General features: G+C 45.4%; 21 protein-coding genes. 17 read left to right on the top strand and 4 right to left on the bottom strand.

The genetic code is table 11. From position 1 onward, the window contains the following. Positions 1-32: 32 nt before the first annotated feature. From GO755_RS26650 to GO755_RS26635, 4 genes are all read right to left on the bottom strand, one after another. Positions 33-1,619, bottom strand: a complete 1,587-nt coding sequence (locus tag GO755_RS26650) for a hypothetical protein (protein WP_157588363.1) — start codon at positions 1,617-1,619, stop codon at positions 33-35. Positions 1,620-1,941: 322 nt separating this feature from the next. Next, a complete protein-coding gene (locus GO755_RS26645) occupies positions 1,942-2,319 on the bottom strand; it encodes a hypothetical protein (RefSeq protein ID WP_157588362.1) in 378 nt (125 codons plus the stop codon). 3 nt (positions 2,320-2,322) lie between these two features. Beyond that, positions 2,323-3,144: an endonuclease/exonuclease/phosphatase family protein gene (locus GO755_RS26640; protein ID WP_157588361.1), complete on the bottom strand. Its 822-nt coding sequence runs from the start codon at positions 3,142-3,144 to the stop codon at positions 2,323-2,325. Positions 3,145-3,192: 48 nt separating this feature from the next. Next, on the bottom strand, positions 3,193-3,990 hold the full coding sequence (locus GO755_RS26635) for a helix-turn-helix domain-containing protein (RefSeq protein ID WP_157588360.1): 798 nt from the start codon (positions 3,988-3,990) through the stop codon (positions 3,193-3,195). 133 nt (positions 3,991-4,123) lie between these two features. Here GO755_RS26635 and GO755_RS26630 point away from each other — a divergent pair, with 133 nt between their 5' ends. The 17 genes from GO755_RS26630 to GO755_RS26555 all read left to right on the top strand — a co-directional run bounded on the left by GO755_RS26630 (position 4,124) and on the right by GO755_RS26555 (position 12,227). Then, positions 4,124-4,366, top strand: a complete 243-nt coding sequence (locus GO755_RS26630; protein WP_157588359.1) for a hypothetical protein — start codon at positions 4,124-4,126, stop codon at positions 4,364-4,366. A 4-nt stretch (positions 4,367-4,370) separates the two neighbouring features. Then, positions 4,371-4,568: a hypothetical protein gene (locus GO755_RS26625; protein WP_157588358.1), complete on the top strand. Its 198-nt coding sequence runs from the start codon at positions 4,371-4,373 to the stop codon at positions 4,566-4,568. Between the two features lie 2 nt (positions 4,569-4,570). Then, on the top strand, positions 4,571-5,464 hold the full coding sequence (locus GO755_RS26620) for a phage antirepressor KilAC domain-containing protein (RefSeq protein ID WP_157588357.1): 894 nt from the start codon (positions 4,571-4,573) through the stop codon (positions 5,462-5,464). Positions 5,465-5,477: 13 nt separating this feature from the next. Then, positions 5,478-5,648 carry a hypothetical protein gene (locus tag GO755_RS26615; RefSeq protein ID WP_157588356.1) on the top strand — a complete coding sequence of 57 codons (171 nt, stop codon included), beginning with the start codon at positions 5,478-5,480 and terminating at the stop codon, positions 5,646-5,648. A 25-nt stretch (positions 5,649-5,673) separates the two neighbouring features. Next, entirely contained in the window at positions 5,674-5,958 is a 285-nt protein-coding gene (locus GO755_RS26610) for a helix-turn-helix domain-containing protein (protein WP_198174939.1), read from the top strand. A gap of 320 nt (positions 5,959-6,278) precedes the next feature. Continuing rightward, a complete protein-coding gene (locus GO755_RS26605; protein WP_157588355.1) occupies positions 6,279-6,581 on the top strand; it encodes a hypothetical protein in 303 nt (100 codons plus the stop codon). Next, positions 6,568-6,723, top strand: coding sequence for a hypothetical protein (locus GO755_RS26600; RefSeq protein WP_157588354.1), 156 nt, complete (start codon positions 6,568-6,570; stop codon positions 6,721-6,723). Before GO755_RS26605 ends, GO755_RS26600 begins: the two co-directional genes overlap by 14 nt. Beyond that, entirely contained in the window at positions 6,720-6,941 is a 222-nt protein-coding gene (locus tag GO755_RS26595) for a hypothetical protein (RefSeq protein ID WP_157588353.1), read from the top strand. The genes GO755_RS26600 and GO755_RS26595 overlap by 4 nt, the downstream gene beginning before the upstream one ends. Continuing rightward, complete coding sequence (locus tag GO755_RS41000; protein WP_198174938.1) at positions 6,938-7,087, top strand: hypothetical protein; 150 nt, start codon at positions 6,938-6,940, stop codon at positions 7,085-7,087. The genes GO755_RS26595 and GO755_RS41000 overlap by 4 nt, the downstream gene beginning before the upstream one ends. Further along, the gene (locus GO755_RS26590) at positions 7,053-7,844 is read left to right on the top strand and encodes a hypothetical protein (RefSeq protein ID WP_157588352.1); all 792 of its coding nucleotides are present in this window, start codon (positions 7,053-7,055) and stop codon (positions 7,842-7,844) included. The genes GO755_RS41000 and GO755_RS26590 overlap by 35 nt, the downstream gene beginning before the upstream one ends. Beyond that, entirely contained in the window at positions 7,844-8,428 is a 585-nt protein-coding gene (locus tag GO755_RS26585; RefSeq protein ID WP_157588351.1) for a hypothetical protein, read from the top strand. Before GO755_RS26590 ends, GO755_RS26585 begins: the two co-directional genes overlap by 1 nt. Positions 8,429-8,607: 179 nt before the next feature. Then, entirely contained in the window at positions 8,608-8,817 is a 210-nt protein-coding gene (locus GO755_RS26580) for a hypothetical protein (protein WP_157588350.1), read from the top strand. Between the two features lie 26 nt (positions 8,818-8,843). Further along, positions 8,844-9,284, top strand: coding sequence for a hypothetical protein (locus tag GO755_RS26575; protein WP_157588349.1), 441 nt, complete (start codon positions 8,844-8,846; stop codon positions 9,282-9,284). A gap of 57 nt (positions 9,285-9,341) precedes the next feature. Beyond that, the gene (locus GO755_RS26570; protein WP_157588348.1) at positions 9,342-10,049 is read left to right on the top strand and encodes a hypothetical protein; all 708 of its coding nucleotides are present in this window, start codon (positions 9,342-9,344) and stop codon (positions 10,047-10,049) included. A gap of 32 nt (positions 10,050-10,081) precedes the next feature. Further along, entirely contained in the window at positions 10,082-10,468 is a 387-nt protein-coding gene (locus tag GO755_RS26565; protein WP_157588347.1) for a hypothetical protein, read from the top strand. An 81-nt stretch (positions 10,469-10,549) separates the two neighbouring features. After that, a complete protein-coding gene (locus tag GO755_RS26560) occupies positions 10,550-11,521 on the top strand; it encodes a hypothetical protein (protein ID WP_157588346.1) in 972 nt (323 codons plus the stop codon). Then, positions 11,409-12,227 (top strand): hypothetical protein, encoded by an 819-nt coding sequence (locus tag GO755_RS26555; protein ID WP_157588345.1) that lies wholly within the window; start codon positions 11,409-11,411, stop codon positions 12,225-12,227. The genes GO755_RS26560 and GO755_RS26555 overlap by 113 nt, the downstream gene beginning before the upstream one ends. Positions 12,228-12,244 lie beyond the last annotated feature (17 nt).

Below are 12,244 nucleotides of genomic sequence, written 5' to 3'. Positions count from 1 at the left end.
TGGATAAGAGAATGCTTTCATTTAATTAAAAATCATCTTTTCATCAACCGCTTCAACTCTTCAATCTGGGCTTTCATCTCCTTATTTACCTTCTGTTGCTCAAGTAAATACAGCGTCAACTCCTCCACTTTCTCAAGAAGTGTCGCATTCATCTTGATCAGGTCAATGCCCTCTTTAGTCACCTGCTGAGCCGAGGGCACACCCGGCAAATGGCCATGCTGAGCAATGTAAGATGACACATCGGTAAGTGTTCGAAGCTGATAGCCCGGTGTAAACACCTTATCGCTCCATTCAGAAGGATTATTAATACGTAGCTGGTACCGGGCTTTGACCACATTGCCATTCTCATCGACGGTCAGGAATTGATCCGTCGAGCGGGACGTAGGCGAGGAGGTCGTTAATTGCTCCAGGCGAACACCAGACTCATTAGCCTGGGAACTTTTGACATGGAGGCTTGTGGTGGGCGCGGAGGTGCCAATCCCCACGTTGGCCTGATTGCCCAGGATCAGGGCGTTGCTGATGGCCACATGGGAGCCGGATCCGATGGCCGTGGCATTGTGGAGACCGTCTTCTGCCTGAGAATTGTAGCCGATTAGAACGTTGTCGGTTCCATCGGTGATGGTGTTACCAGCGTTGGGACCTATGATGATGTTGTTCGAGCCGGTTGTGTTGTAAAATCCTGCACTGGAGCCAATGAATATATTAGCTTTCCCTTCATTGTTAAGAAATCCTGACGAAGCTCCAATAAATGTATTTTGATTGCCAGTAGTATTACTAGAACCAGCGTGATTACCGAAAAAAGAATTACCGCCACCTGTGTTTTGTTCGCCCGCACTTGCCCCAAAAAAGCTATTGCTATTACCTATTGCGTTTGCTCGTCCAGCATAAGCACCTACAAAAGTGTTACCGAATGCAATTGTATTTGCATTACCAGCAAGTAGACCAACAAACACATTATTAGCGCCAGATGTATTCGTATACCCTGACTTTGAGCCAACAAATACATTCCCTGACTGCGTATTATTGAGACCAGCTGAATCGCCAACCATTACATTGAAAGAACCTGATTGATTATATCCCCCAGCAAGGGTGCCAATGTGCGTATTGCCATTCCCGTTTATATTATTATAACTAGACTGAAAGCCCAAACTAACATTTTGAACCCCCGACATCGTAGCATAGCCTGAATTCATGCCAACAAACGTATTCCGACTACCAGTCTTGTTATTAGTACCGGAAGCACTGCCTAAAAATGTATTCTCGTTTCCTGTCGTTGAATTAAATCCGGCATAAGCACCCCCAAACAGATTTCGGCTTCCACTGGTGTTAATATAGCCAGCGCCAGACCCTAAATACGTATTGTCTTTACCAACTGTCGTTCGGATTCCCGCTGAATTACCCAAAAAGGTATTATCACTGCCTGATGTCAATCCATTGCCGGCATAGTAGCCAGTGGCCACGTTGTTTTGGCCTGTGATGCCAATATTTCCAGCATTTATACCAATCACTGTATTATAAGCACCAGGGATGGAGGTATTAGGCGAAGTAATAACTAAGTTATCCTGACCATGCAGGCAAATCGGTATGGCTACTAAAAGAAAAGTAAAGAGTTGTTTCATTGAGTTTGGTTAATAGTTAAAAATCGTCTGCGGTGGTTAATTTTATTTAATGAAGTTGATTCGGAGAATAATTGAGTTCGCCCAGAGCGAAATACAATTTTATTAACTGTGTTTTTATAGATTGAATTTGATAGAGCTTCGCCTGGGTAAGTGAATTGAATCGCGTCAGGCGTTACCTCCTTGATTGTACACGCGATTTTTTCGGTGCTGGTGTAGATTGTGTCAAGTTGCGCGAAGCAGGAGAGGGAGGAGGCAAAGAGTAGGAGGGTGAGGAGCTGTTTCATTGTGATGTGGAAAGAAGATTGCTTATAAATAAAACTGGTTATTCTGCTATACTTTGCGATAAGAGAGAATCCAAGACTTTTTTTGTTGATGGATGATTAAAAATATTACTTAAGGCATTCAAAAGTTCACCTTCATCATTTGCAGTCGAAAATGCTTCTCCTTCGAAAAATACATCTAAAGGATATGTAATTATGGTGTGCCTAACTACAAGCAGTTCATAACGATAGTTATTCAAAGCAGGAGCATATATTATAAATCTGTGATAAATTAAATCCCGGCTTTGAGAGGACTCTATATCAGCTGATAATATATTTTTAGTTTTTTGAATTAGAAAATTAGCTTGCTCTCTCAAAATTGTTTTTGGCTGCCTTGCCGGAATAAATTCAAATTCAGGCCAAAGATTTTGACTTTCCATTGTTTAGTTATTTAAAGAGAAAAAAATCGGTAAATGATCGGAATAGGTAGTTTTGTTCGGTCTACCATGTACATCTAAAAGCGAACTAATACCATCAGTTATTACGATCTCCAAGCTTCTTTTGACGAAGTGATTAAGTAAGCTAGGTCGAATTAATACTTGATCAAAGAGATTCCAGTCATAGTTGACATGCTGGGCACTTCTATAATAGTAGCTACCTGCAATTTCTTTGTGTAAATCGCCATACAAGCTCCACATTGGATTGTAAAAGAATTTGTATGTTCGCTCCTGTACTACCCTTGTCAATGCATTGGCTACTGCACTACTCATCGTTGCATGAAAACCCGGAGCTTTAATCATACCTGACTCAAATGGATTCATGTTAAAATCGCCTACGACGAGGCTGCTAATAATATTATTATCAATCTCGGCCTTATTTATTTCATTAACAATGTTGGTTGCTTCGTCACTCTGACTATCGTCAGAATGGCTCCCTTTGTCGATTAGATGAACTCCCACTAATAAAAAATCCTCCCAAAGTGGTAAGCTGACTCGCCGAATAGTAATTCTATTACTGTCAAAAACTGGCGAGATAAAATCAAAATGAAATTTTGTAATTATTGTAACTTTTTTGCATTGAGAAACAGGGTTATTGGGATAATAGTCAGCTCCAGCTACATTCAATGCAAGTAATAGAGATGCCTCATTAATAACATTTTCTGCCAGAACTAGTACATCAACTTCCCTGCTTCTGCAAATATTGACCAGTTGAGTTGTCAGGTCTTTTTTTTGAAGATTCCAAAACAGGAAGTTTAATCTAGGCATTGGATGGTGAGGTGGGGTTAAGGTTGCTGGCTTAGTTTGATAATTACTCTATCTATGGTTCCAATCGCGATCTATCTTTCTGATTTTATAAAGTTCATATACCTCTGATAGACGAATAGTGAAATTTGGATATTCATTTTTGTTAGGGTTTTTCGAAGCACAAATAATTACACCCTCTTTTATATCCTGATCTATTATACGCTTGCAGATTACACCGTCATGAGTGACGACTATGTAGTCTGTTCCTCCATTCTGATAAAGCTTATAATTCCACATATCAGGATCTATTTTCTTGCCAACAGCCACATCCCCATGCCCAATGGCATATTTGGTACCATCATCCATAGAGTCGCCACGCACCTCAAAGGCTCGAAAAAAGCCTGGCTCTGGGGCAGGTAAAACAATCGAATATTTAGGTAACTCTATCAAGTATTCCGGGTCTCGCCAGCCGTGTGGATAACTGGCATATGCATATTCTGGTACTAGTGTCATGGTCATTAGAACCATGCCATTATCAAGGTCGCGAAATTCCATGCCAGACTTACTGGTCACTACTTCCGTCTCATCTATTAATCCTATTGCCCTAGCTTCTTCTTGGCTTGGCTTACCTTTTAGATACGGCTCAAGGCCTTCTCCATATTTAACAATCTCGAATGGCACATCTAGGGCTTTGGACATTTTAGCCAAAGTTTTATCTGTTAGTGTTCGGCCTCCACTAAGCATACTAGATACGCTTTGCTCTGCTATTTCAATCATAGCCGAAAGTGACCTGACCGAAATATCCCTAGCCTCTATAATTTTTCTAATAGCCTCTCTTGCTTCCACGCCTATTGAGTACGCATTCATATAAATTAAACAATATTGTATAATATTTTGTGTAACATATTTGCAAATGTTAAACAGAATTGATTAACTTTGTTATACAAAATTGATAAACGGATGAATGCACGTTTGAGTGTACGCAATATATATATGAACGATGATAATTAGCAAGCATATCGAACAGTCCCTTCGTAAGCGACTAGCTAAGACCGAAGGCGGTATTAAGGCTGCTGCTGCTCTGGGAGGTATTTCGGAGCGAGCTGCACAAAAGGTCATTCGCTTTGAAAACGTGACTCAGCCAACCTACGATGCTTTCTGCGAAGGATTAACCCGCTTAGAACGGGCTGAGGCAGATCGAAAAATTGACAACGAACGCAAAGCATCACGTGTAGCTGCCTAATCCCATGACAACAGAAGAAAAGCGAAATGACCTCGCTCAGGCAATCCGAATGCAACTAACTGGGCTCACTAGCCTGCTTATCAGGGCAGCTGAGTTGGGGCTAGAGGTTCACATTACAGATACGGAGGGCAGTTTTTTCCCCCGGAAAGGCAAAGTGCATTATAAAGCTCGCATCACCGGAACGCAGACAATCGAGTACTAGCCATGAACACTGCAATTAACTTAAGCAATCCCGCCACCATTAAAGCCTACTTTGAGAAAGTGCGGCAGTTGGCGAAATCAGGAGAGAAGTATCCGGTTAATTTGGATGAGGTGTGGCCACTAGTTTATACCAAAAAACAGAAGGCCGTAGATGTCCTCAAAAAGGAATGCTTTGAAAATGAGGATTATTTATTTTTCACCCAAAAAGGTGAAAATTCAGGTAGGGGAAGGGGGGAAATAATTTACCAACTATCGGTTCCTTGCATGGAACATTTGGTCGCTCGAAAAGTACGTGCTGTCTTTGAAATTTACCGCCAAGTCTTCCACGCCGTTGCTGACCAACTAGAAGTAGCTCGTACAGAACAGTCCATTGTTCCTGCCTCCTCCGTTTACTACCTGCCCCAAAATCACATTGAGGCATTACAGGCTTACATTGATCAGCTTAAGGTAACTCAGGAACAGCAACTTCAAATCGAAGCGGCCAAACCCAAGCTTGAGCAATATAAGCGAACAATGGATGCTGAAGGATATTACACAATCGCTGAAGTTGCTAAAATGATTGGCACTGGCCAAAATAGGCTATTTGATTTTTTACGAAACGACAAAATCCTTTTCTACCATCGGGGGCACAATCAGCCGTACCAGCAATTTGTAGATCAGGGCTGGTTTATGGTTCGCCAAAAGACTTTTCGACGTGGTGACAAAGAAGAGTCGTACCCTCAATTGTTTGTAACCCCTAAAGGGGTGGAGGCTATTCGTAAAAGATGGGACAATAGTAATGACTCTGATGAGGATACACCCGTAGTTCCCCCAACCCCCGCGCCGACTTCACCACCACCTTCGTTGTTTTCCGGTGCCAACGTGTCCAGGCTTAGAACAGGTGTTCGTATCTCTTAATTCTTGCCTTCTCATGCTAACCACCCCCCTCCGAAAGCAACTAGAAGCCCGAAATAAGAAAATTCGGAACACCTACGCTCGCCTGTTGAAGCGGGGCGCGATGGCAACGGCAGCTAAGACAGCCGTCGCCCAAAAATTTAACGTCAGTGAAACAACGGTGTATAACGTAACCAAGGGGGTCTGACAAAGCCGCCTTCTCAAGCACTTGTATGGACTTATTTCTTCAAGCACTCGCCGAATTGCCCGATCTGATGCTGCGCATCTCGGCTCAACTGGACGCCAGTAATAAGGCCTTGTCAGAAGTTCGGGATATTCTGGACAACGTCGATATCTACGAGCGGGATGCGGCTAAATACCTCGGCGTACAACCTAAAACGATGTACCACTACCGGGAGCGGGGGCTGGAACATATAAAAGTAGGCCGGATTATTTCCTACAAACGAAAAGACTTAGACGCCTGGCGTGCGGCTGGAAAAGTGCACGCAGCCGGGTAAACGATACTTCCCCGAAAAAAAGGGGAGGGAGTTGAGTGCGGGGGAAACCCTGTGCAACTGGTGTGGATATAAAAAGGCAAGGACTGGGGCTACTGGCTCCAGTTCTTCTAACCTAGCCAAGATCTAATGAACATGAAGCAGGCCCTTCTCAGATTGGTAGAACTCGTGTTGCTGATTGCCCTGTGTCTGGGGCTACTCTGTGCCTGGCTGTATTTCCAGTATGACTACAAACACTAACGTTTCATCTATTCCCATAAGAAAAGACAAAACCCAACTCAGGCGAGTCGGGTCAGTACCAAAATCAATTACAGCACAAAACAATGGAAACAAAACAAGAAAAACAAACCAGCTCCCCGCCAGCCTCCTTTCTGAAATACCCCACTCTGAAAGACTGGGATAAGGCCGTGGCTAGGTGCACCACCTTGGAACAGTTGAACGCGATGGCAGATGATCTCAGAATTGGTCAGAACGGGGGCACGATCCACCGACTGAAGGAAACTAAGAAAATGGGTCTGGCCACTTCCGCGCTGGACAAACGGGCGGAAAAGCTGAACTGCTACAAAGTGAACGGGGGTAGCTATCGACAATACAGCGCCAAACCTAATCCCCATGGTACGATCTGAACAGGAACTAACGGATCGCCTAAAGACGCTGGAAGCCCTCAACTGGAAAAGCCACCGGGATGCCGTTGAAATTAACCTACTACGGTGGATTCTCTGTTTGGATGAGCCAAAACCTGAACCTCAAACCCCTACGCCTTTATGAACCTCGCTTCTAAAACTTCCCGTCCTGCCATGTCAAAATATCGACTCGGTACGCACCCCCAGCAGCACCGTCAAACACTCGCCAAGATTCTGGTAGAGGCCAAGGCGAAGCCAAAAGAAAAGCCAAAAATTGAGCCGGTTTCACTAGTGACCTGGTCCATTATTATTCTGGCCGGAATTGCTGGCTGGAGCTACGTTGTTTACTCGATCTTCCGATGAAACGACTCCTGACTGAGTACGTGGTCCCGACCCTGATGGTAGTGGCCCTGTTTATTAGCGTTAAAGCCTATCTCTGCATGCACCACATCGTGCTCCATAAATCGCATCATCATGAACTCTTTATTAATTCCCTCTTCACACGCTGAGCTGGACATTATTGCCCGAAACCTATCTGGATCCGGCGCGTTTGGCGCAGGTTCGCCCGAGCAGTTTTATGCCAAAATTCTGTTCGGTAGTTTATTGAGCCTGACCATCACCGAAAGTTTGTTCGGTATCTCGGTGGAAAACAACCGGGTTATTGTCGATAGGCCCGTTTTAATTGAACGGGTGATTGGACGCCATGACGGTTGTGAAACCAAGATCATTCACAAAACAGATGATCTGTGTGAGCTTAACTTTTTCTTTAACAAGAAAATTTCTGGTCAGATCAAGCTAAGTCGCGCCGAAGTCGAGCAGAAAGTACCGCCGATTACCAAACAGGAGCTTTACGAACTGGCTTTATGCCGGGGCGTTCAGCTGGCCTTTCCCGAGGTGTTTGGGCATAAATTTTACCTGCGGGCTGAGTTGCCAACTTCTCAACAAGAACAGGTAAAGGCCATTGTGGAGCAATCCGGCAAAAAGGTCGTTACCGCCGATCAACTAAGCATTCCCCAACATCCCAGTAAGCGGGCTCTATCGCCCAACTCCCAGAAAGTGCTGGACTGGCAGCAACGCTACCAGCAATTAAGCTTAGAAAACTCGAAAGAATGGGATGCGCATTTGGCGGAATTGAATGGATTTACTTTCCTGAATGATAGTCAAAAGGATGATCTGTTTGATGAACTGCTCGGACACGGTATTAACTACGGAGTGGAATATGATGGCGAAAAACGGCGGTTTTATTTGCTTCAACCGGCTATCTGATGAAACAAGCTGATGTTCCACCGATTTGGCAACACCTGCCGTTTCACCGGGGCTACCCAGTGCCCTACTTTGTGCAATGGCTGCCCGATGCTTCAGGAGAATCCATGCCTAATTTTCACCGTGCCGACGGGCGGAAATGGGTGACTTGCCTCAAGTTCAAAAAGTGCTGGGTATGTAGTAAGTCACTTGATAAAGCCTCGTTTATGGTCACGGGTCCAAAAGGCTTAACGAATCGGGTCGGCACTGACTGCTTTATGCATGAAGCCTGTGCCCGCGAATCAATCCGGCTTTGTCCGCACATGCTGTATCAAAAAACGGCCCGTCGAGATGTGGATAGTGATAGTTTAATTCTGAGTCCCCATCATGATCTGACTAAGCCCCTAGAAATCGCTTTGGTTAAAACCGGCGCTTGGCAGATCGTTCATACGGGCCTGACCTACGTAATCAATTATCAACCGCTGGCCGTTCAATGGTTCCATTATATCGACGGGCTTTTAGTCGCTAAAACGGAAACGTTGGCGCCTGTTGATTCAAATGGATGGAAACGGGCTGGTTTTAAAGTAGTGCCTATCAATAAGCTTTAACCTCAAATTTAGATAAGTATGAACCCTCAAACGCCCGTTCAAAAATTTGAAGCCTGGTGTATCCTGGAGCTTTTTGGTCATCAGCAACTCGCTGGCCATGTCACTGAACAAACCTTTGGTCCGCTACGTTCTTTCGGGTTTCGATACCAGCTACCTCTGACAGTCCCAGTTTTGATCGATTGCTAAATCCCTCCTCAATCTATGCAATCAACCCCGTCACCGAAGAGGTTGCTAAGGCCCGCGCTGAACAGATCAAATTCAAGCCCATTACTGCCTGGGATATTCGTCAAATGATTAAGCCAGCGGTCGATGAAACGGCTCAGCGTCGGATTGAAAGTGGTGATGACGAAGAGGACGATGACGAAGAGGAAGATAATCTACCTTACTAAGCACTTACCAAACCAAGTCTATTTCTATGCAAAACCAATTATTTGCCGAGGTTGCCCCGGCCGACCGAAAACAGATTCTGTCTGACAGTTGCGATAGGGTCGAAACCCTGGAATACCTCAAGCCCTACGAATCGGATGAGCTGAATCAGTTAAAGGATTCCTATACCGATGTCAGTATCCAGATCGCCAAGCTGGAGGCCGAAAAGAAAAAGGCCAATGATGCCTTTAACCTGACACTCAAAGAGCTAAAAGGGAAAGCCGGTCTGACGCTTTTGTTCCTGCGCAACAAAGCCGAACAGGTCACCGAGCCGTGTTATATGTTCTTCGAAGCTGATGCCAAACTCGTTGGCTACTACAATGCTGAGGGAAGACTGGTTAGCTCCCGACCGATGCGTCCCGGTGAAAATCAGCAGACGGTCTTCGCTGTCAATCGCCGTGATGAGTACATGACCGGCACCAACGACTAATTTTCTTAGTCAGGTAAGAATATTCTTAATTCTCTCATTTTCAAATCACTCTAATTCATGAAACCAGAATTCACAGTAAATCTTGTCTCTGACGAAAACGAACTGACCATCCGGCAGGGTGAAGCGCTGGAACTGCGTGAACCCGTGGTTACCCATCGGTCGGGTGTGCTAGCTAGTCCACTCCTGTGGCTACTCAAGCGAATTACAACGATTGAGCAATTAAAATGCTTGGTAACGGTTGACCGAAACAAGCTGTCGATTGAGCTCGATGTGCACGAAACAGATCCGTATGCGCCAATGATTACGGGCAAACTCGAATACCATCCGATGTTCATCACCTTCGGGGTCAACTCCGGTAAATACCTGACCAATTACCAGATGGCTCAGCTGTTTAAGATGAACCGCACCGCCTTTGAGAATCCTTCTGTGGCCATGCAGCTCGTTTCCGACCTTCAACAGTTTCGGGCGAAGGTGGATAAGGAAATTGAAAAGCAGAATGACAACAAAGGCAATGTACGGGAATTACGGGCCCAGCTGGTGACCAGCAATCTACCCCAAGCGTTTAACCTGGTCATGCCCATTTTCAAGGGTACCAAGAAAGAAGTCTTTGAGGTGGAGGTGTACATTAATCCCGATGATTTTACCTGTACGCTGGTTTCGCCGGTGGTCAATGATCTGATTGAAGGGATGCGCGATTCGGAGATTGATCAGGTATTGAAGGGTATTGAGGAGATTGCGCCGGACATCGTGATCATCGAACAGTAGCAGCCCGTTCACCCTCTAATCAATTTCACACGATGTTTATTCTCTTAAGCACATTTCTCAAGGTGGCCATACCGCTCGTCTCGCTGGCCATGCTTCTGGTTGGCTATCTGTTGTATCGAACCCTTTCGACCGTGAAACTTGATGCCGAGCAAAAGCGGCTCTATGGCCTAACACCGATTGAATTCCCCGAGCAGCATACCCGCGTTGCCAAGGATCAACCCGAATATCGACCACTGCCCGCTCACTTCAAGGAAGGCGACCAGGGGCAGATGGTGGCCTGTTGGCAACTCGCTCCGCTGGACCGGCTCAAGATCCTGCTAACGGGAAAGCTGTGGTGTTCGATGTGGACGTTTCATAAACCGGTACAACCCCTGTTCTTTTCCGTGAACAAGGCGGATGTATTGGAACCAACTACCTAGCGTATAGTGTGTATCGTTCGCTCGTAAACAGCCCAATAACTGCTTGTAATGTAAGCAGTTATTGGGAAACGTAAAGTCTCTATGAAGTTCGAGTTAAATATCAACCAACGGGCCATCATGGAGCATGGTTTTGACCTCGACATGGTTGATGGGGCGATTATAGACTTTTGTTTGAATTTCTCGAAAACGTGCTGGTCCTGGGTGGAGGAAGGGACTACGTATTACTGGTTTCAGCATGATAATATCTGCACTCAGCTGCCGATGCTAAAGCTGAAACGCGATACGATGTACCGTCGAATGAAGGCGCTTTGTGACAAAGAATTTCTAAAAGCACATCCCAGAAACAAACAACAGAACCAAAGCTGGTATGCGCTATGTCCTAATTCTTACCTGATAGAAAGTACCATCGGAAAAAAATCCGATGGTACGGATGAAAATCCGAAGGGTAGCCTCATTGAGCCTCAAACCATCGGATCAGAATCAGAACCATCGGACCAAAATCCGAAGGCCATCGGAAAAGAATCCGAAGGGGCATCGGACCAAAATCCGATGTATAAGAGAATAATAGAAGAAGAGAATAATTTAAACTTAACTAAAAAAAACGCGGGTGAAGCCGAAATTTTGGAGGTTGATGCCGAGGAGATCGACGCTGAAAATGCCCCTAACCCCCAGTTCCGCGCGCCCCCTTTCCCCACCGATGATCTGAGTGAGGCTGATCTAGCTGAATTGGACGAGTTTACCAAAAAACTTCACTCCGAACGACGCGTTATTGAGCACCTCAGCAAGCATCATGGGCTTAGAGGTGAAGCCGCCCTGCAATGGATTTCGCTCTTTGTCTCGGAGCAATGGGCTACCAAAAACCTGACAACCCGAAGCTACCCGGAGGTTTTAAAACACTGCCTAAACTGGATCAAGGATCAACTTTTACGACTTCAAGCTGATGAACAACGCCAATCGAAACCTACAAACCACCGGCAATCAGGGAATCGCCAAAGCACAGCCGAAACCGGAGCGGGAATTGATGGACTCGCTGAAAGGTACTTCGGCACTTAAGCTCAGCGAAGCCAAAGAACTCTCGGAAGAGTCGTATATGTCCCTGATTGCTTTGCAGGAATCGGTTACCATCGAAAAGGCAGCAACGGCGTCAACTGTTCAGCAGGTCATTGGCTTTCACGGCAAGCCGACCGTACTTAAACTGGTCTGTGCCATTCTGAAGCTGTTCAACGATGGTTTGAATACCTCCCTTCGGATGGATGCCCGTCAACTGTTTGAATACGCTCTGGTGTGGTGTGGTGAATTTCCTAATGAAACCGTAAAAGATCTGATTCTGTGTTTAAAACGGGTAAAAGCGGGCCGATATGGGCCAATTTTCAACCGGATTGACGGAACGGTTGTGTCGGACTTCTTTCGGAAATACCTGCTGGAAAAAGCCGAATGGGGTGAAGAGCAAAACCGGAAATTCAAATCCGACATGATTCAGACCGGCAATAGTTTACTGGCCAGTTTGGGTCAGGAAAAGATCAAAGAAATCAAGCTTTTCATTCAACGGGCCAAACTGCATAAAACCCCGGAAATCACGACGCCCATTTCCAGTGATAAAAACTTTGCCAAGTATTTGGCCGAAAACGCGGAGGATATTGAATTCGAGATTTTGGAAGATCTCGAACGCCGGTCCAAAGCTCAAAATATACCCGATGTGCTGGCCATAGTGGAGACCGAAAAAGCCCGTCGAAATCAAGTTGAAGAACCTGTAGACTAACCAATCAACTCACATCC

Source organism: Spirosoma arboris (assembly GCF_009754945.1).
Taxonomy (GTDB): Bacteria; Bacteroidota; Bacteroidia; order Cytophagales; family Spirosomataceae; genus Spirosoma; species Spirosoma arboris.
The sequence above is the reverse complement of the archived record's forward strand: the minus strand, read 5'-3'. Positions and strand labels throughout refer to the sequence as shown.

Excerpts from the sequence above, each read along its gene's own strand:
- GO755_RS26650 (WP_157588363.1), bottom strand. The coding sequence starts at position 1,619 with ATGAAACAACTCTTTACTTTTCTTTTAGTAGCCATACCGATTTGCCTG.
- GO755_RS26645 (WP_157588362.1), bottom strand. The coding sequence starts at position 2,319 with ATGGAAAGTCAAAATCTTTGGCCTGAATTTGAATTTATTCCGGCAAGG.
- GO755_RS26640 (WP_157588361.1), bottom strand. The coding sequence starts at position 3,144 with ATGCCTAGATTAAACTTCCTGTTTTGGAATCTTCAAAAAAAAGACCTG.
- GO755_RS26635 (WP_157588360.1), bottom strand. The coding sequence starts at position 3,990 with ATGAATGCGTACTCAATAGGCGTGGAAGCAAGAGAGGCTATTAGAAAA.
- GO755_RS26630 (WP_157588359.1), top strand. The coding sequence starts at position 4,124 with ATGATAATTAGCAAGCATATCGAACAGTCCCTTCGTAAGCGACTAGCT.
- GO755_RS26625 (WP_157588358.1), top strand. The coding sequence starts at position 4,371 with ATGACAACAGAAGAAAAGCGAAATGACCTCGCTCAGGCAATCCGAATG.
- GO755_RS26620 (WP_157588357.1), top strand. The coding sequence starts at position 4,571 with ATGAACACTGCAATTAACTTAAGCAATCCCGCCACCATTAAAGCCTAC.
- GO755_RS26615 (WP_157588356.1), top strand. The coding sequence starts at position 5,478 with ATGCTAACCACCCCCCTCCGAAAGCAACTAGAAGCCCGAAATAAGAAA.
- GO755_RS26610 (WP_198174939.1), top strand. The coding sequence starts at position 5,674 with ATGGACTTATTTCTTCAAGCACTCGCCGAATTGCCCGATCTGATGCTG.
- GO755_RS26605 (WP_157588355.1), top strand. The coding sequence starts at position 6,279 with ATGGAAACAAAACAAGAAAAACAAACCAGCTCCCCGCCAGCCTCCTTT.
- GO755_RS26600 (WP_157588354.1), top strand. The coding sequence starts at position 6,568 with ATGGTACGATCTGAACAGGAACTAACGGATCGCCTAAAGACGCTGGAA.
- GO755_RS26595 (WP_157588353.1), top strand. The coding sequence starts at position 6,720 with ATGAACCTCGCTTCTAAAACTTCCCGTCCTGCCATGTCAAAATATCGA.
- GO755_RS41000 (WP_198174938.1), top strand. The coding sequence starts at position 6,938 with ATGAAACGACTCCTGACTGAGTACGTGGTCCCGACCCTGATGGTAGTG.
- GO755_RS26590 (WP_157588352.1), top strand. The coding sequence starts at position 7,053 with ATGAACTCTTTATTAATTCCCTCTTCACACGCTGAGCTGGACATTATT.
- GO755_RS26585 (WP_157588351.1), top strand. The coding sequence starts at position 7,844 with ATGAAACAAGCTGATGTTCCACCGATTTGGCAACACCTGCCGTTTCAC.
- GO755_RS26575 (WP_157588349.1), top strand. The coding sequence starts at position 8,844 with ATGCAAAACCAATTATTTGCCGAGGTTGCCCCGGCCGACCGAAAACAG.
- GO755_RS26570 (WP_157588348.1), top strand. The coding sequence starts at position 9,342 with ATGAAACCAGAATTCACAGTAAATCTTGTCTCTGACGAAAACGAACTG.
- GO755_RS26565 (WP_157588347.1), top strand. The coding sequence starts at position 10,082 with ATGTTTATTCTCTTAAGCACATTTCTCAAGGTGGCCATACCGCTCGTC.
- GO755_RS26560 (WP_157588346.1), top strand. The coding sequence starts at position 10,550 with ATGAAGTTCGAGTTAAATATCAACCAACGGGCCATCATGGAGCATGGT.
- GO755_RS26555 (WP_157588345.1), top strand. The coding sequence starts at position 11,409 with ATGAACAACGCCAATCGAAACCTACAAACCACCGGCAATCAGGGAATC.